This window comes from uncultured Amnibacterium sp., from assembly GCF_964250715.1.
In the GTDB taxonomy this organism is placed as follows: Bacteria; Actinomycetota; Actinomycetes; order Actinomycetales; family Microbacteriaceae; genus Amnibacterium.
In genome coordinates, this window is sequence record NZ_CAXUGX010000009.1 from 32,248 (window position 1) to 49,764 (window position 17,517).

Consider the following 17,517-nt stretch of genomic DNA (forward strand, 5'->3'; position numbering starts at 1 on the left):
GTCGACCGCGTAACTTGCACAGACGTGTGCAGCTTCGGTGGTATCGTCGGTTCTGTGACTGCGACCAGCCGAACGCGCGCGCCCCGCAGCGACGCCGCGCACAACCGCGAGGCGCTGCTCGATGCCGCCAGACTGCTGCTGAACCGCGATCCGGCCGCGCCGCTGGATGCCATCGCCCACGCGGCGGGTCTCAGCCGCCGCTCCGTCTACAGCCACTTCGCCAGCCGGGACGAGTTGATCGTCGCCCTCACCGAGCGCGGCGCGGCCCGCATCGCCGCGGCCCTGGACCGCGTCGCCGATCCCGACCCCGTCGTCGAGACCGCGCTGCTGGGCCGGGTCGCCTGGGACGAGGTGGAGCACACGCACGCGATGACGCAGGTCGCCCTGCACGAGCCGTTCCGCAGCCGCATCCGCCCTTCGCTCGACGCCATGCACCAGCGCCTGGAGCGGACCGTGGCCCGAGCCGCTACCGCCGGCAGCGCCCGGACCGACCTGCCCTCCGACTTCGTGGCCCGCCTGATCGCCGCCGCGGCGTTCACGGTGCTGGAGGAGGCCGCCCGCACGCCCCTCGACAGCCGGACGGGCCGCCGGCTCGTGATCCTGGCGGGCCTCGGAGCGATGGGGCTGTCGTGGCGCGAGGCAGGCGCCGTACTGCAGGCGAACGCGGCGGTACTCGGCCTGGAGGCGGCGGAGTGAGGCTGGAGCTGGTCTCGGTCGCCCTGGGCCCCGCCGCCACCCCGACCCTGCCGCCGGTCAGCGGCGTGCTCACGGACGAGGGCCCGGCAGTGGTCGCGGTGGGCGGCGAGCGCGGACCCCTGTTCGCCTCCCTGATCGCGGGCGGCCGGCTCGCGCCGGAGCGCGGCTCGGTACTGCTCGACGGCAGCGACGATGCGGCCGTGCTGCGCCGGGCCGTCGCCCTGGTCGACACGCCGATGGTGGCCGAGCCCGCCGCCGCCCTCCCCGTCGCAACCGTGGTCCGCGAGGAGCTGGTCTTCGCCGAACGCCACGGCGGTCGCGCCGACGCGGAGCGGGTGCTCGCGGAGCTGGGTCTGCGACGCTGGTTGCACCGCCCGATCGCCGACCTGCCCGCAGCGGACCGACTCCGCCTGCTGCTCACGCTCGCCGCGCGGCGCCCCGGTGTGCGCGCGCTCGTGCTGACCTCTCCGGAGCGGCACGGCGGGCCGACCGCGGACTGGCTGGCGCTGGCCGCCGAATTCACCGCGGCCGGCACGCCCGTGCTGGTCATCGCCGGGCACGCGGTCGAGGCCGCCACCCGATTCGCACTGCCGGTGCTGACCGGCCGACCTGGACCCACCTCATGACCGTGCTCACCCTGATCCGCTCCGAGCTGCGCCGCCTGACCGCGACCCGCCTCGGTGTCATCGCGTTCGTCGCGCTCATGCTCGTGCCGCTGCTGTACGGCGGCCTGTACCTGTGGGGCAACCGCGACCCCTACGCCAACCTGACGCACGTGCCCGCCGGGCTCGTCGTGTCCGACATCGGCGTCACCCGAGACGGCACGCGCACGAACTACGGCAGCACGGTCGCCGACTCCCTGGTGAAGTCCTCGCGCTTCGACTGGCAGCGGATGACCTCGGCGCAGGCGGCGGAGCGGATCCGCGACGGCCGGGTCGACTTCGTGGTGACCCTGCCCGGCAGCTTCTCGCGCGACTTGACCTCCGCCGGCACCGACCGCCCGACCCGGGCGCACGTGGAACTGGCCACCAACGATGCGAACAGCTACCTCTCCTCCACGATCGCCGGCCAGGCCGCGACCGCGATTCGGGCGAGCGTCGCCCAGCAGGTGGGGTCGGCGGCCGCGAAGCAGTTCCTGGTCGGCCTCTCGACCGTTCGCGGGAACCTGACGGACGCCGCCGACAGCGCCGGGACGCTGGCCGACGGAGCGACGAAGGCCGCGGGCGGTGCGATGCAGCTGGCGGCCGGAGCGACCCGGCTGCGGGGCGGGGCGGCGAGCGCCGCGTCGGGTGCCGCCTTCGCCGCAGCGGGGGCGGATCGGCTGAACGCAGGCGCGGACTCGGCGGCGTCCGGCGCTGCGACGTTGGCGACCGGCGCCTCGACGACGGCCTCCGGCGCGGCGGCCCTGCGCTCCGGGCTGCGCACGCTGGACGACGCTGCGGGCGACCTGCCCTCGGCCACGAAGTCGCTGGCCACCGGAGCCGACACCGCCGCGACCGGCGCGGAGCGGGTGGGCTCCGCCAGCGGCGACCTGGCGGCGGGGTTGGCGAGGATCGACGCCGGCTCCGCTCCGACCGCGGCGGCGCTGCGACAGCGCCTAGCGGCCGACGGACTGACCGACGCGCAGATCATCGACGCGCTGTCGGTGCTGCAGCCCGGCGCCGCGGCCGTGCACAGCGCGGCCGGCAGTGCGGCGACCCTGGCGAGCGGTGCCGCCTCCGTCGCATCCGGGTCCAGGTCGGTCGCGTCCGGCACCGATCGCCTAGCCGCCGGCGCAACCAGGCTCGCCCGCGGTGTGCACGAGGCGCGAACAGGGGCAGGGACGCTCGCGACGGGCAGCGCGAAGGTCGCCGCGGGGGCCGCGGACCTGCGCGACGGGACGCGGACCCTCGACTCCGGCGCCAGCTCGCTCGCGTCGGGACTCGATTCGCTGCGCACCGGTACCGCGACGCTCAGCGCCGGAGCAGTCTCCGCAGCGAGCGGCGCAGCCGACCTGGCCACGGGGACCCGGTCGGTCGCGAGCGGCGCGGCTCGACTGCACGACGGGCTGACCGACGGCGTCACCAAGATCCCGGCGACGACCGCCTCGCAACGGACCGCGCAGTCCGCAGCGATCGGCGACCCGGCCGCCGTCTCGACCACGAAGGTGACGAGTGCCGGCACCTACGGCGCCGGGCTGGCTCCCTTCTTCCTCAGCCTGGCGCTCTGGATCGGGTCGTACTCGCTGTTCCTGATCATCCGACCGCTCTCCCGGCGCGCGCTGACGGCTGTGCATCGGCCCGTGCGCGTCGCGCTGGCAGGCTGGCTGCTGCCCGCGCTGCTGGCGGCCGTGCAGGTCGCGGTGCTCTATCTGATCCTGACCGGGCCGCTGGGCTTCGTGGTGGCGAACCCGGTGGGCATGCTCGGGATGATGGTGTTGACCGCTTTCGCCTTCTCGGCGATCCTGCTGCTGCTGAACGCGGCCCTCGGCAGTACGGGGCAGTTCCTCGGACTGGTGCTGATGCTCGTGCAACTGGTCGTCGCCGGTGGCACGTTCCCGTGGCAGACCCTGCCGGGTCCGCTGGCCGCCCTGCACCAGGCGCTGCCGATGTCGTACGCCGTCGACGGCCTGCGGCAGGCGATGTACGGCGGCGACGCGGCGCTCGCCTGGCGCGACGGCGGCGTGCTCAGCGTCTGGCTGCTGGTGGCGCTGGCGCTCACGACCGCGATCGCGGCGCGGATGACGCGCCGGCGTACCCTGCGCGACCTGCAACCGAGCCTGATCGGCACCTGACGGGTCGGGAGGTATTCGACGCCGATGTTCGATCGGGCGAAGCCACGCCCCGGCTCCGGAACCGCCCGCCCGCCGGCCCAACTACGGATCCACCTGCACAACTACGGAGAATTCGGAGTCGAACGCGGCGTGTCGCGAGATTCCTCCGTAGTTGGGGAGGAACTCCGTAGTTGGGGAGCGTCCCGGTCGATTGGGGCAAGCTGGTTCCTCCGGCCACGTGCCGACCGCAGCGAAGGAGCCGCCCCATGTCCACATCCGCATCTCAGACCGCATCCGAGCGTCTGGCCGCCCGCTTCGACCTGACCGGCCGCGTCGCGATCGTCACCGGAGCCACCCGGGGCCTCGGGGAGGGCTTCGCCCGGGCGCTTTCGGCGGCCGGCGCGGCGATCGCGGTCGTCGGCCGTGACGAGCAGGCCGGGCACTCGGTCGTCGCCGAGCTGCAGGCGGAGGGAGGTCGAGCGACCTTCGTGCGGGCCGACGTCACCGTCCGCGCCGACGTGGAGCGGCTGCTGAAGGAGACGTTGGACGCGTTCGGGCGCGTGGACGTGCTGGTGAACAACGCCGGCACCTCCGTGCACGCCGACTCCCTGGCGGTGACCCCGGAGGACTGGCGCACCGTGATGAGCCTGAACCTGGATGCGGTGTGGACCTGCTCGCAGGTGATCGGCGCGCACTTCGTGCAGGCGGGCAGCGGCGTGATGGTGAACATCGGCTCGATGTCCGGGATCATCGTGAATCGTCCGCAGTGGCAGCCGGCCTACAACGCCTCCAAGGCCGCGGTGCACCATCTGACGCGCAGTCTGGCCGCGGAGTGGGCGCCGTTCGGCGTGCGGGTGAACGCGCTGGCCCCCGGCTACATGCGCACCGACATGGCGCCGGTCGACGACCCGCGATTCCATCGGCAGTGGATCGAGGACGCGCCCATGCAGCGGGCCGGCGAGGTGGACGAGCTGGCCCCGGCGGTCGTCTTCCTGGCGAGTGATGCATCGTCGTTCGTGACCGGATCGGTCCTGGTCGCCGACGGCGGCTACACGGCCTTCTGACCGCGACCGCGTGAACGACCGGTGGCGGATCCCAATCCTGACCTCCGCGTGAATCGGCGTGCGGCCGCCCGCGGCACGGACGGTCAGTCGGGGTCGAGGGCCTCGACCAGGCTGCCCTGCAGCCAGGTGAGCCAGGCGTAGATCAGGCCCTGGGGCGTGCGCACGTCGCGCATGACCTCGTCCAGGCCGATCCGCTCCGCGAGCGCCAGGCGCAGGTCACCGAGCGCCTTCAGCCAGACCACGGCGCCCTGCTCGTCCAGGTGCAGCAGCCCGTTCGGGGCAGCCTGCAGGTCGTCGGTCAGCCGCTGCGCGCCCTCGGTCTTCGCCTCGGCCAGCCGGTCGCGCACGGCGTCGGCGAACTCCTTCGACGCCTCCGCATCGTCCGGATACGCGTTCGGCAGCAGGCGCCGGGTCACGGCGCTGTCGGGATCGTCGGCGAGCGCGGTCACCACGCCGTCGGCCAGCCGGCCGATCATGCGGCGCTCGGCGCCCGTGAAGCGTCGCTCGATACCGCCGTTGCGCTGCCGGAACTCGCCGGGGGACATCACAGCTCCACCTTCTCGAGCGTCGCCCACAGGCCGTAGCCGTGCATCGCCTCCACGTGCCGCTCGATCTCCTCGCGGGTACCGGAGGCGACCTGCGCGCGACCCTCGGTGTGCACCTGCAGCATCAGGCGCTCGGCCTTCTCGCGCTCGAAGCCGAAGTAGGAGCGGAACACCCAGCTGACGTACGTCATCAGGTTGACGGGGTCGTCCCAGACGATCAGCGCCCAGGGAGCACCGAGCTCGAGCCGCTGCTCCAGCCGGGTGTCTTCGAGCACGTCGGTCATCGGGTCCAGCCTGGCACCTCGAGCGAGGAGGAGTCGGCGGGCCCCGCGTATCCGCAGGGCGGACGTGGTGGCGTCAGGCGCCGGCTGCGGCGATCGCCGCACTCCACGCGACCGGGTCGGCGCCCTCGGGCGGTTCGACCACCACGCGGTCGGCCAGGTCGCCGTACCGCTGTCGGATGCGCCCCGGCACGGCGAGCGGATCGTCCTCGACGATCGCGAACGCCTGCACCAGGTCGTCGTCGATCAGCCTCCCCATGGCGATCCAGCGATCGGAGTCGCGGGAGACGGAGAGGGTGTGCAGCGCGTCGGCCGTGTCGGCGCGGCCCTCCGCCTCGAGCACGCCCCGGTAGGCCGGCGTGCTGCCGTAGAACGCGATGCGCTCGCGCACCCGCCGGTCGGCCGCTGCACGCAGCTCCGGCGTCGCTCCACTGATCACGAAGACGGGGACGGTGACCGTGAACGCGCTTCGGTCGCGCTCCGCCTCCTCCAGTCCGCGCGTCACGGCGGGCAGCAGCGACTGCTGCAGGAACCGGCGGGTGGAGAAGACGTGGGCGATGACGCCGTCGGCGACGGCACCGGCGGTCTGCGCCAGCAGCGGCCCGACGGCGGCAAGGTGCACGGGCGGCGGCCCGGACGGCGCGGGCCCTGGCGAGAAGGCCGGCGTCATCAGGGTGTGGCGGTAGTGCTCGCCGCGGAAGGCCAGCCGGTCGCCGGTCTCCCAGGACGCCCAGATCGCGCGCAGCGCCGCGACGAACTCGCGCATCCGAGCGGCCGGCGGCGACCACGGCATCGAGAATCGGCGCGTCACGTGCGCCTCGATCTGCGTGCCGAGACCCAGCACGAAGCGGCCCCCGGAGAGATCGGCCAGGTCGCGAGCGGTGACGGCGACGGTCATCGGGCTGCGCGCGAAGGCGACCGCGATCTGCGTGCCCACCTGCACGCGAGTCGTCGCTCGCAGCGCGAGCAGGGCGGTGACGAACGGGTCGTGGGTGAGCTCGGTCGCCGCCAGCCCTCCGTAGCCCTGGCCCTCGAAGGCGGCGGCCTGCTCCGGGACCTGCGCCTGCGACTCACTCAGCACCGCGTCGAATCGCATGCCGCCCCTTCCGTGCCCTTCTGGGTTCACTGCTCGATGCGTCCGGTCAGGCGGAGCGATGCGAAACGGGCCTCAGTCGCGCGGGCCCGGGCTCGCCGGGGGCAGTGGCGTCGTCTCGTCGGACACGCCGTCCATCGGCAGCGGAACGGTGTCGTGCGCGGGCGCCGTCGCCGGTCGTGTCCCGGAGTCAGCACGTGTGGCGGAGTCGGCGCTCTCCGGAAGGTCGCCGTCGTTCCCGCCCTGGCCGAGCGACCGGACGACCAGGCCGGCGACCGCACCGCCGACCGTGGGGGCGATCAGGAAGAGCCACAGCTGGCTGAGCGCCCCGCTGCCGGCGAACCAGGCCACGCCGAGCGATCGGGCGGGGTTGATCGAGGCGTTGTCGATCGGGATCGCCACCAGGTTGGTCAGGGTCAGGGTCAGGCCGATGGCGAGCGGCGCGACCGCCTGCGGGGCCGCTCCCCCGGTGACCGCAGCGATGACTCCGACGAACACGGCAGTCAGCACGATCTCGGCCACCAGCGCGGCGAGCAGGCTGTAGTGGTCGGGCGACCGATCGCCGAAGCCGTTGGTCGCGAACCCCGAGGCGGTCGCGTCGAAACCCGGCCGGTCGGCGCTCACTGCGAAGAGCACGATGCCGGCGGCGGTGGCCGCCACCAGCTGCGTGACGATGTAGCCGGGTACGCGCCGCCACTCGAACCGTCCGGCGACCGCGAGTCCGACGGTGACCGCCGGATTGAAATGACCGCCCGAGACGCCACCGACGGCGTAGGCCATCGTCGTCACCGCGAGGCCGAAGGCGAGGGCCACGCCGAGCAGCCCGATCCCCACCTGGGCGCCGTCGCCGGCCCGCACGTTGGAGGCGATCACCGCCGAGCCGCAGCCGATGAAGACGAGCCAGAACGTGCCGAGCGCCTCCGCCAGCAGCACCCGCGGTTCGCCCAGGCGGGGAAGTCCGGTCGGCAGGTTCGCGATTCGGGTCAGCGCCATGCGGTGACCGTAGGCGCATGGGCATCGCCGCGGCCAGCCCCCGGGTCGTCTGCCAGGCGGCGGAGGGTCTACTCCCCGCGGAGGACGCGGGTGTGCGTCCCCGTCGCTAGCGTTCGAAGGTGGACACGATCGCGCGGGACCGGACGTGGCCGCCCGCGCACGGCGAGTGGACTCGCATCGACGGCGGGCACCGTCGACGTGTGATCCTGCCGCTGGGCGTCGCGACGCTGCTGCAGCTGGGTGTCGCTGCGGCGGTGACGCTGCACGGACAGCAGGTGGCGACGCACGGGCAGCCGGGGCTCGGGGCCGGGTATGCGGGCTGCGCGGTCGCGTCCGCGGTGGCCTTCGTCGTGCTGCGCCGTCACCCGGGGCCGCGGGTCGTCGTCGTCGGTGTGGTCTCGCTGACCGGCGTGCTGCTGGTGCCGTTCCCGCCGACCGCCCTGCTGCCGTTCGCGCTGGCCATCGTGTCGGCGATGGTTCGCGGTGCGCGGGTGTGGGCGCTCGCCTCGGTGGCTGCCGCGCTGCTGCTGCCCGTGGCCGAGTTCGCGCTGTCGAGCAATCCGCTGCTGGCGGTGCGCTCGCTCGGCACGGCGCTGCTGCTGGTGGTCGCGACCGTCTTCGGTGAGGGCATGCGGGTGCGGCTGCTGCGCGCCCGGGACCGGGAGACGGCGGAGGTGGATCGGCGCCGGATCGCAGCGGAGCAGGAACGGGTGCGGATCGCCCGCGAGCTGCACGACGTGCTCGCCCACTCCCTCTCCTCCATCACCGTGCAGGCGGGCGTCGGCCTGCACCTGGCCGCTGCGCGACCGGAGGCCGCGACGCAGGCGCTGGAGACGATCCGGGCCACCAGCCGCGACGCGCTGGCCGAGGTGCGGTCGGTGCTCGGGGTGCTGCGCGGCGACGACGACGTACCGCACCGGCCCACCGCCGACCTGGATGCGGTCGGCCTGCTGGTGCGCGACGAAGCGGCGACCGGCACCGAGGTTCGGCTGCGCGACGAACTGCAGCCCCGGCCGCCCGCGCAGGTGCAGCTGGCGCTGTACCGCATCGTGCAGGAGTCGCTGACGAACGCGCGGCGGCACGCCCCCGGAGCGTCGGTCGACGTGGAATTGGCGTGGCTCGGCGGCGACGCGGTCGTCACGGTGCGCGACCGCGGTACCGCGACCTCCTCCGCCCCCACCCGGTCCGCGCCGGTGGCCGGCAACGGGATCCTCGGGATGCGGGAGCGCGCGCAGCTGCTCGGCGGGTCCCTGCAGGTCACCGCCCACCCCGACGGCATCGCGGTGGTCGCCCGCATCCCCGGCGGCGCGGCACCTGACCCGGCTCCTGAGCCGGCACCCGGCGCAGCACCCGCTCCGGCACCGGCACCGGCACCGGAGGATCTGCCGTGATCACCGTCGGTCTGGCGGACGACCAGGCGCTCATCCGCGGCGGATTCCGTGCGCTGCTCGAGCCGGAGGCGGACATCCAGGTGGTGGGCGAGGCGCGCACCGGGCGCGAGGCGGTGGCCCTGGCGCGCGAGCACCGGCCGGATGTGCTGCTGATGGACATCCGCATGCCCGACGGGGACGGTCTGTGGGCGACCCGGCAGATCGTGGCGACACCGGGCCTGGAGGGCTGCCACGTGGTGGTGGTCACCACCTTCGAGCTGGACGAGTACGTGGCGGAGGCGGTGCGCTCCGGGGCCAGCGGGTTCCTCGTGAAGGACACCGAGCCGGCGGAGCTGATCCGTGCGGTACGGGTCGCTGCGGCGGGCGACGCGCTGCTGAGTCCCGGAGCCACCCGTCGGCTGCTGGAGCGGGTCGCGGGCGCCCTGCGTGCGCCGCGGGACGACGAGCGGCTGGAGGTGCTGACCGATCGCGAGCGCGAGGTGCTGACCCTGGTGGGCCGAGGACTCACGAACGAGGAGATCGCGCGGCAGCTGTTCCTCAGCCCCCTGACGGCCAAGACGCATGTCTCGCGGGTGATGGGCAAGCTGGGCGCCCGCGATCGGGTGCAGCTGGTGGTCGTCGCGTACGAGGCGGGGCTCGTCACGCCCGGCTGGCAGGGATAGGGGCGGCTGGGACGCAGTCGCGGCGGGTTGGGCGCGGTACGCATCGGGCCCCGTGGTCGCGGTAGTGCCGGCACCTCGCGTACACCCGGCGGTGCAGACGGGGTGCGTCCCTGCGGCGGACGCGCTGCGCCCCGGCGGCGGCGAGAGTGGCAGCACGGTCCGACACGGGCCGCGAACACCACTGGAAAGGCACATCATGTTCACCGCACTCGCTCCCCTGGCCGCACCTGCGGTCGGTCCCTGGGCCGGCGGCTACGGCCCCGGACCGTTCTTCTTCCTCATCCCGCTCATCTGGCTCGTCGTCATCGTCGGCCTGGTCCTGTTCTTCGGCCGTCGCGCCCGCCGCCGCTTCGGCGCCGACGGCCCGCCGTGGGCGCCCGGGCGTTCCGCGGAGGCGACCCTGGCCGAGCGCTTCGCACAGGGCGACATCGAAGAGGTCGAGTACCGCGCCCGCCTGGAGGTGCTGCGCGCCAACCGCCCGCCAGCGCGCTGACCCTCCGCCGCCCTCGCTCCGCGCTTTCTCGACCCTCGCTCCCCCCCGGATGGCATGAGTCCGACAGCAGGACAGGGTCTCTTCAGCAGGCCACCCGTCGACAGGGGACCTGCTGTCGGGACCTGGTCCTGCTGACGGTGCGGGCCGGGGCTCAGATTCCGGAGCGTGGAGGAGGCCGCAGCGGAGGCGGCGGCGCGATGATCGCGCCCCACTCCCAGTCGCCGTAGACCCGCAAGCGGTCGCGGTGCGTGTGCCACAACCAGGCGAGGTGCGCGCAGAGGATCGCGTCGATCTCGTCCTCGAGCTGCCCGAGGTCGGCGTGCGACGTCGTGGCGGCCACCAGCGACCGGATCTGCCGCCAGCGGTCCTGCCGCGGCAGTTGCAGCGTCTCGATCCCCTCGAACAACTCGAGCACCTGCTCGAACCCGCTGCGGCGATCGGCGGGGGTGCGATGGCGCTTGCGCTTGTAGCGCACGATCCGCGGCAGGCCGAAGAGGCCGACCATCGCCGCGTGAGGGTAGACCTCGATGGCGACCGTCTGCTCGGCGGTGGCGGGCGGCCAGGGATTCAGGGACCAGCCGTGTCGGGCGGCGAGGCGACCGCCCCGCGGCGGATTCATGTGCCGGGTACCGAGGTTGGTCGGATGCGTGCCCGCATGAAAGGTGGCGTAGTCCTTCGACAGTGCTCGCTCCGCCTCCCGCATCCCGATGGGATTGCAGACGATCAGCGGCGCATCGATTGCGACCGTGACCAGAGCACGATCCGCAAGCCAGCCGTCGATCTCGCCGTCCGTGCGCACCGCGGCCGAGTCGACATAGCGCCCGTCGGCGTCCACGATCGTCAGACCGGTGCGCCCACGCGGCCCCCACGCAAGATCGATCCCGACATGCACTCCGCCAGTCTGCGTCCGAGCCGCAGACAACGCCCTCACCCTGCGCCTCCCCCTCCTGCACCCTCCATCTCCACCCGACGCCGCACACCCGAGCACGACGGCAGGACCAGGTCCCGACAGCAGGACCACCGTCGACAGGGAACCTGCTGTCGGGACCCTGTCCTGCTGTCGTGCTGCCCGTGCGAGCGGCTGCGAGCGCAGATCAGGCCGGTGGATCAGCCCACCGGCGCACCCACTCGTGCATCACGATCGCGGCCGCCGCGGAGGCGTTGATCGACCGGGTCGATCCGTACTGGTCGATCGCCACCAGCGCTCCCGCAGCGGCGACCGCCTCGTCGGTCAGCCCCGGTCCCTCCTGCCCGAAGAGCAGCACGCACCGTTCGGGCAGGTCGTATGCCGTGATCGGTATGGCTCCCGGCAGGTTGTCCACGGCGACGATGGGCAGCCCCTCGGCGGCCGCCCATCGCGCGAAGTCCTGGATCGTGTCGTGATGCAGCACGTGCTGGTAGCGGTCGGTCACCATCGCGCCGCGACGGTTCCAGTGCCGCCGCCCGATCACGTGCACCGTCCGGGCTGCGAACGCGTTGGCGGTGCGCACGATCGAGCCGATGTTCATGTCGTGCTGCCAGTTCTCGATCGCGACCGAGAAGGGATGGCGCCGGGTGTCCAGGTCGGCCACGATCGCATCCATCGTCCAGTAGCGGTACCGGTCGACCACGTTGCGGGTGTCGCCCAGCTCGAGCAGCTCGGAGTCGTATCGCTCGTGGTCCGGCCACGCGTCGCGGCCTCCGGGCCACGGCCCGACCCCGGATGTCCGGGGCTCGGCGCCCGGCCGATCGGCGCTCGACATCCCCTCCGGCACCGGCCAACCGTAGCGAGCGCGCCGAGACGGCGTCGCGCGGTAGGTGTGCGCTCGCGCGGGAGGCGGACCCACCGCGCGAGTGCCAGAACTACCGCGGGAGGAACCGGGCTCGCCGGTCAGCTGAAGGCGAGCGCCCGCAGGATCGCCAGCACGACGAACCCCGCCGCCGATGCAACGACGATCACCGCCGGCGTGCGCGGCTTCCAGGGCCGGTCGCCGGCCGTCCGGAACAGATAAATGGTGCCCGCACCGGCGATCATGCCGCCGATCAGCTCCGGTAGCGACGCCCCTCCGCCCGTGACGATACTGAGCAGCAGGTTGATCCCGATCAGGATCAGGATCTGCGTCCGGGTCCGCTGATCGGACCAGACGAGCACCAGCAGCGCCCCGAACAGCCCGAACAGCGGTGCGGTCAGCCCGGCACCCACTCCGCCGGTCAGCAGCATGCAGGCGGTGCCGACCACGGACGACACCACAAAGACGCCCATGAATCGGCGCCTGCCGAGCATCCGCTCCAGGGTGGGGCCGCTCAGGAAGAAGAACACCGCCGACAGCAGGAACGAGAACACCCCGCCGAAGGTCAGCGACGAGAAGCTGGCGAACGGCGCGGTGACGAACCGCCAGATCTGCAGCTCGGTACCGGGGATGGCGGCGAGCACGGCGAACGGCAGATTGCCGGTGAAGAAGCCGGCCAGCCACAGCACGACGGCCGCCGCCAGGATCACGCGGGTCGCGACCGGCCCGCCGGAATCCGTGTCGAGCAGCACGCGCACCCGGCCGGCGCTGCGGGTCCGTCCCCGGCGCGGCGGCTTCGTCGGGCCGGCCGGACGCCACTGCACGCCGCCGGCGGTCTCGCGAACGCAGTCGGGGCAGTGCACACCCACGGGGGCCAGGATCTGGCACTCCGGGCAGACCGTGCGGCCGCAGCGCTGGCACAGCACCCAGCTCTGCCGGTCGGGGTGCCGATAGCAGACGGAGGGGTCCAGCTCCACGTCCGCGCTGCTGTTGGTCACGACGGGAGATTCTGTCTGATCCGCGCGGTCGACATGTGCGCCCGGCCGCGAAGTGCACTTGGGTAGCGTGACCCACGTGCCCCTCGACTGGTCGCCGACCGGGCCCGACCTCGTCGCGCAGGGCGACAACCTCGACCTGCTCCCCCGGCTGCCGGACGCCGCGTTCCGACTGGTGTACCTGGATCCGCCGTTCAACACCGGCCGGGTGCAGGAGCGCCAGCGGATGCAGGTGGTGCGCAGCGCCGACGGCGACCGCACGGGCTTCGCCGGCACCCGCTACGAGACGCTGCGGCTGCAGGCGGCCACGTTCGACGACCGCTTCACGGACTATTGGGCGTTCCTGGAGCCCCGGCTCATCCAGGCGCATCGGCTGCTCGACGAGCGCGGCACGCTCTACCTGCACCTGGACTATCGCGAGGCGCACTACGCCAAGGTGCTGCTGGACGGCCTGTTCGGTCGCGAGAACTTTCTGAACGAGATCATCTGGGCCTACGACTACGGCGCCCGGGCGCAGCATCGCTGGCCGGCGAAGCACGACACGATCCTCGTCTACGTCAAGGACCGGCGCCGCTACCACTTCGACGCGCAGGCGGTCGATCGCGAGCCGTACATGGCGCCGGGGCTGGTGACGGCGGAGAAGGCGGAGCGAGGCAAGCTGCCCACCGACGTGTGGTGGCACACGATCGTGTCGCCGACGGGGAACGAGAAGACCGGCTACCCGACCCAGAAACCCGTGGGGGTGCTGCGGCGCATCATCGGCGCCTCCACCGAGCCGGGCGACTGGGTGCTCGACCCCTTCGCCGGCAGTGGGACCACCGGAGCCGCGGCGAGGGCGTTGGGGCGTCGATTCGTGCTGATGGACGAGAGCGCCGCCGCGGTCGAGGTGATCCGCGGCCGGCTGCCCGGCGTCGAAGCGGTCTGAGCGCTGCTCGGGAGTCCGAAGAATTCAGGTGATCCCGAGATCTGCAGGCGATCCGAGCCGCCCAGGACGCCTTGTTCTCGATTTCTCCTGAATTCCTCGCCACGCAGGCAGCGGGAGGGGCGGCCAGGGCCGCACGCGTGCGGGCGACGACGGCGTAGCCTGTGCGGGCGCCGCAGCCGGGCGCCCGCACGTTGAAAGGCAGGCCTGGGCAGTGACTTCGCTTCGGAGCGCCAGCGCGCCGCGTCGGCTTCGGGCACTCGCGCCCGTCCTCGGCGTGCTGGTGCTCGCCGGGTGCACCGCGGCACCGGCCACGCCGAAGGTCTCTGCTGCGCACACGCCTCCGGTATCACCCTCGCCGACCGCAGCAGCCTCGTGCGCCGAGGTCGTCGGCATCTCCGCTGGGCACGCCGCGACCGCCTCCACCGGCACGACCGCCCTGCCGACGTACTGGCACCCGTCGACCGCTCCCCGGCCCACCGGATCCGGCCTCGTCCCCTTCGAGCGGCTCGCCGCCCACTCCACCGTCGGCCACACCGCCAATGCCGCGCCCGCGGGCAGCATCGTCACCTTCGGGCCCGGCACCTTCACGTTCCACGACTTCACCGGCAGCTCGTCCGCGAAGAACGGCGCCGCGATCGACCCGGCGATCCACGGCCTGCAGGGATCCGGAGTGTCGGCGACCACGTTCCAGATGGCGCCGCACTCCTCCACCCGCGCGGCGTCCGTGCCCACGACCTATCCGGCGACGAACCAGCTGTCGCTGCTCAAGGTGACCGCGGCCCACGCCCGCCTGTCGGGATTCACGCTGCGCGGCAGCGACCAGGGCCACCTCTACAACGGGCTGCGCCTGGACCGCGCGGTCAGCCCATGCGTCAGCGATGTGCGTGTGCAGGCGATCCCAGGGCACAACTCCCGGCCGCCGGGCGAGACCTTCGGCATCAACGACTACCGCTCCACCCACGCCACCTACGCACGGGTGGAGGTGGACGGCGCCGGTATCGGGTCCGTCGGCCTGGGCGCGAACGGGTCGAGCGACATCACGGTGGAGGACAGCTACTTCCACGACAACACCGGCAGCATGGGCGCCTCGTTCTGGACGGTGCACAACGCGACGGTCACCGATGTGATCGCCACCGACAACCGCCGCGCGGGCCTCAACTTCGAGCGGGTCAGCGGCACCGTCGTGATCACCCGCCCGGTGCTGCTGGGCAACAAGGAGGCGGACATGCGGATCGACTCCGACCAGGGCACCGCCACCTACACAATCGTCGACCCGGTCTACTCCGGCCCCTACTTCACGGTGGAGTACCCCAAGTCGTATTACGGCCACGCCAACACGCAGTCGAAGGCGACCGTGCACCTGATCGTCCACGGCAAGGACCGCACGAAGGACCTGCTGCGCTTCACCTGCCCGACCGGCTCGCTCTGCGAGGGCATCCGCACGACGGTCTCGGGCGCCGCGGGCTGAGCGGCGTCTCACCACACGGCCTCCCCTCCCGGCATCCGCGCGGCGCAGGGCTCACTGCTCACTGCTCACTGCACGGCGGAGGTGAGGCGGGCCAGGTCGTCGCCGATGCGGTGCAGGCGGGAGCGAGCGGACCACTCCGCCTCCGTCAGCTCGGTCGACACCGCGCGGTAGCCGTCCTCGATGCGCCGCAGGTCGTCGGTGAACGCGCGGCTGCAGACCATCAGCGACAGCTCCAGGTCCAGCTGGAATGAGCGGATGTCCATGTTCGAGGAGCCGATCACCCCGACCAGGTCGTCGACCGTCAGGTGCTTGGCGTGCAGGATGTTCGGCGCCGGATAAAGGTATATGCGCACTCCGGCATCCAGCAGGTCCTGGTAGTAGGAGTGCTGCGCGTGGAAGACGAACAGCTGATCGCCGATCGCGCCGACGAACAGCTCCACCGCCACGCCGCGGCGAGCGGCCGTGAGCAGCGCGCCCAGCAGCGACTCGTCCGGCACGAAGTACGGACTCGTGATGCTGAGGCGTCGCTCCGCGGCGTAGATCAGCGAATTGAAGAGCGCCAGGTTGTTCTCGGCGGGGAACGCGGGACCGCTCGGCGCGATCTGACAGAGCAGGTCGCCGCCCCCGTTCGGCGGGAGGGGCTCCGCGAGATCGAGCAGCTCGTCGGTCTCGCTGTACCAGTCGGTGATGAAGAGCACCTGCACCTCGGCCACGACCGTGCCCCGCACCTGCACCATCAGGTCGCGCCACCGCAGCCCGCGCCGCCGGTTCTTCCGCCGCTCGTAGGAGGGATCGATGACGTTCATCGACCCGACGATCGCCAGGTCGCCGTCTGCGACCAGCAGCTTGCGGTGGTTCCGCAGGTCGGGCCGCGTATACCGGCCGCGGAATGGCTGGATGGGCAGCATCAGGTGCCACTCCACGCCCAGCCGGTCGAGCTCCTTCCGGGCGCGGCGGTATCCCGGGTAGCCGGCCGAACCGAGGTGATCCAGCAGCACCCGCACCTGCACGCCGCGGGCGCGGGCGTCCTCGAGCGCTGCGAAGAACGGCGCCGTGGTGTCGTCGAGCGCCAGGATGTAGAACTCGACGTGCAGCGTCGTTCGCGCGCCGTCCGCGGCGGCGATCAGCGCGCGCAACTGGTCGTCGAACGTCGACAGCAGGCGGGCCTCCCGCCCCTCGACCAGCGGCAGGGCGCCCACCTGCTCGTTCAGGTGCGCGATCGACGACAGCCAGCCGGGCGAGTCGTAGCGCGCGATCACCGGGGCGATCTCGTGCGCCGCGTGCGAGATAAGCCGGTTCATCTCTCGCTGCCGCTCCTGCCGCGCCGCGGGCAGCTTGGCGCTGCCGATCAGGCCGAACAAGATGATGCCGAGCGCCGGCACGGTGATGATCAGCACGATCCAGGCGAGTGCCGACGACGGCCGCCGGCCGTGCGGTGCGACGACGAGTGCCAGCACGATCGCGATCGCCTCGGCGACGACGCCGACCGCGACGGGCAGGTCGAATACGAAGAAGGGCACGACCCATTGGTAGCAGTCGCCCTAGCCTTGCCTCGCATGCCGTCAGGGAGTGAGGGGAGACACGATGGCCAAGTCGCGAGCGGATGTGGATGCCTGGCTGACCGACATGGACGGCGTGCTGGTGCACGAGAATCGCGCGGTCCCGGGTGCGGCCGAGCTGATCCGGCAGTGGACGGACGCCGGCGACCCGTTCCTGGTGCTCACCAACAACTCGATCTTCACGCCGCGCGACCTGGCGGCGCGGCTGCGGGCGAGCGGGCTGGACGTGCCGGAGGAGTTCCTCTGGACCTCCGCCCTCGCCACCGCCGACTTCTTGCACTCGCAGATCCCGGGCGGCTCCGCGTTCGTGATCGGTGAGGCAGGCCTGACCACCGCGCTGCACGAGGCGGGCTTCATCATGACCGACACGGCGCCCGACTACGTCGTCGTCGGCGAGACGCGCAACTACTCCTTCGAGGCGATCACGAAGGCGATCCGGTTCATCGCCGCCGGCTCGCGCTTCATCGCGACGAACCCGGACGCGACGGGTCCGAGCCCGGAGGGACCGCTGCCGGCCACCGGCGCGGTGACGGCGCTGATCACGCGGGCGACCGGTGCGACGCCCTATGTGGTCGGCAAGCCGAACCCGATGATGTTCCGCTCAGCGCTCAACCGCATCGGCGCGCACAGCGAGAGCACGGCGATGATCGGCGACCGCATGGACACGGACATCGTGGCTGGGATCGAAGCCGGACTGCACACCATCCTCGTCATGACGGGCATCAGCGACCGGGCCGAGATCGACCGCTACCCGTCCGGCCCGACGAGATACTGGAATCCGTCGCCGACCTGCTGGAGCGGGAGCCGCGCGAGACCGAACTCTGACCACGC

17 protein-coding genes and 1 pseudogene are annotated in these 17,517 nt (G+C 72.4%); 10 read left to right on the plus strand and 8 right to left on the minus strand.

The window, feature by feature from the left end; translation table 11 throughout:
• Positions 1-54 precede the first annotated feature (54 nt).
• The 4 genes from ACFE7H_RS09890 (at position 55) to ACFE7H_RS09905 (ending at position 4,512) form a co-directional block, all read left to right on the plus strand.
• Positions 55-696 (plus strand): TetR/AcrR family transcriptional regulator, encoded by a 642-nt coding sequence (locus ACFE7H_RS09890; protein WP_375401069.1) that lies wholly within the window; start codon positions 55-57, stop codon positions 694-696.
• Positions 693-1,322 carry a hypothetical protein gene (locus ACFE7H_RS09895; protein ID WP_375401070.1) on the plus strand — a complete coding sequence of 210 codons (630 nt, stop codon included), beginning with the start codon at positions 693-695 and terminating at the stop codon, positions 1,320-1,322. The genes ACFE7H_RS09890 and ACFE7H_RS09895 overlap by 4 nt, the downstream gene beginning before the upstream one ends.
• Complete coding sequence (locus ACFE7H_RS09900) at positions 1,319-3,469, plus strand: YhgE/Pip family protein (RefSeq protein WP_375401071.1); 2,151 nt, start codon at positions 1,319-1,321, stop codon at positions 3,467-3,469. Before ACFE7H_RS09895 ends, ACFE7H_RS09900 begins: the two co-directional genes overlap by 4 nt.
• A 245-nt stretch (positions 3,470-3,714) precedes the next feature.
• Entirely contained in the window at positions 3,715-4,512 is a 798-nt protein-coding gene (locus ACFE7H_RS09905) for an SDR family NAD(P)-dependent oxidoreductase (protein WP_375401072.1), read from the plus strand.
• Between the two features lie 83 nt (positions 4,513-4,595).
• Here ACFE7H_RS09905 and ACFE7H_RS09910 read toward each other — a convergent pair whose 3' ends face one another.
• From ACFE7H_RS09910 to aqpZ, 4 genes are all read right to left on the minus strand, one after another.
• On the minus strand, positions 4,596-5,057 hold the full coding sequence (locus tag ACFE7H_RS09910; RefSeq protein ID WP_375401168.1) for a DUF2017 family protein: 462 nt from the start codon (positions 5,055-5,057) through the stop codon (positions 4,596-4,598).
• The gene (gene clpS / locus ACFE7H_RS09915; protein ID WP_375401073.1) at positions 5,057-5,341 is read right to left on the minus strand and encodes an ATP-dependent Clp protease adapter ClpS; all 285 of its coding nucleotides are present in this window, start codon (positions 5,339-5,341) and stop codon (positions 5,057-5,059) included. Before clpS ends, ACFE7H_RS09910 begins: the two co-directional genes overlap by 1 nt.
• Positions 5,342-5,414: 73 nt before the next feature.
• Complete coding sequence (locus ACFE7H_RS09920) at positions 5,415-6,434, minus strand: TIGR03617 family F420-dependent LLM class oxidoreductase (RefSeq protein WP_375401074.1); 1,020 nt, start codon at positions 6,432-6,434, stop codon at positions 5,415-5,417.
• A gap of 72 nt (positions 6,435-6,506) precedes the next feature.
• Positions 6,507-7,424: an aquaporin Z gene (aqpZ, locus tag ACFE7H_RS09925; protein WP_375401075.1), complete on the minus strand. Its 918-nt coding sequence runs from the start codon at positions 7,422-7,424 to the stop codon at positions 6,507-6,509.
• 119 nt (positions 7,425-7,543) lie between these two features.
• Here aqpZ and ACFE7H_RS09930 point away from each other — a divergent pair, with 119 nt between their 5' ends.
• From ACFE7H_RS09930 to ACFE7H_RS09940, 3 genes are all read left to right on the plus strand, one after another.
• A complete protein-coding gene (locus tag ACFE7H_RS09930; RefSeq protein ID WP_375401076.1) occupies positions 7,544-8,815 on the plus strand; it encodes a sensor histidine kinase in 1,272 nt (423 codons plus the stop codon).
• Positions 8,812-9,477, plus strand: a complete 666-nt coding sequence (locus ACFE7H_RS09935) for a response regulator (RefSeq protein WP_375401077.1) — start codon at positions 8,812-8,814, stop codon at positions 9,475-9,477. The genes ACFE7H_RS09930 and ACFE7H_RS09935 overlap by 4 nt, the downstream gene beginning before the upstream one ends.
• A 196-nt stretch (positions 9,478-9,673) precedes the next feature.
• Complete coding sequence (locus tag ACFE7H_RS09940; protein WP_375401078.1) at positions 9,674-9,970, plus strand: SHOCT domain-containing protein; 297 nt, start codon at positions 9,674-9,676, stop codon at positions 9,968-9,970.
• Between the two features lie 151 nt (positions 9,971-10,121).
• Here the strand turns inward: ACFE7H_RS09940 and ACFE7H_RS09945 are convergent, their stop codons facing one another.
• From ACFE7H_RS09945 to ACFE7H_RS09955, 3 genes are all read right to left on the minus strand, one after another.
• A complete protein-coding gene (locus ACFE7H_RS09945; RefSeq protein ID WP_375401079.1) occupies positions 10,122-10,862 on the minus strand; it encodes a DUF429 domain-containing protein in 741 nt (246 codons plus the stop codon).
• 202 nt (positions 10,863-11,064) lie between these two features.
• On the minus strand, positions 11,065-11,712 hold the full coding sequence (locus ACFE7H_RS09950) for a TrmH family RNA methyltransferase (RefSeq protein ID WP_375401169.1): 648 nt from the start codon (positions 11,710-11,712) through the stop codon (positions 11,065-11,067).
• Positions 11,713-11,840: 128 nt separating this feature from the next.
• Entirely contained in the window at positions 11,841-12,737 is an 897-nt protein-coding gene (locus ACFE7H_RS09955; protein ID WP_375401080.1) for a rhomboid family intramembrane serine protease, read from the minus strand.
• 76 nt (positions 12,738-12,813) lie between these two features.
• Between ACFE7H_RS09955 and ACFE7H_RS09960 the strand changes: the two genes are divergently transcribed.
• Together ACFE7H_RS09960 and ACFE7H_RS09965 are read left to right on the plus strand one after the other, a co-directional pair.
• Positions 12,814-13,659, plus strand: a complete 846-nt coding sequence (locus ACFE7H_RS09960; protein ID WP_375401170.1) for a DNA-methyltransferase — start codon at positions 12,814-12,816, stop codon at positions 13,657-13,659.
• Positions 13,660-13,870: 211 nt separating this feature from the next.
• Positions 13,871-15,127 (plus strand): hypothetical protein, encoded by a 1,257-nt coding sequence (locus tag ACFE7H_RS09965; protein ID WP_375401081.1) that lies wholly within the window; start codon positions 13,871-13,873, stop codon positions 15,125-15,127.
• Between the two features lie 65 nt (positions 15,128-15,192).
• On the opposite strand, the gene ACFE7H_RS09970 is transcribed toward ACFE7H_RS09965, so the two are convergent.
• Positions 15,193-16,647 (minus strand): phospholipase D-like domain-containing protein, encoded by a 1,455-nt coding sequence (locus ACFE7H_RS09970; RefSeq protein WP_375401082.1) that lies wholly within the window; start codon positions 16,645-16,647, stop codon positions 15,193-15,195.
• 64 nt (positions 16,648-16,711) lie between these two features.
• Between ACFE7H_RS09970 and ACFE7H_RS09975 the strand changes: the two are divergent.
• A pseudogene (locus ACFE7H_RS09975) lies at positions 16,712-17,511 on the plus strand (HAD-IIA family hydrolase).
• Positions 17,512-17,517: the final 6 nt, after the last annotated feature.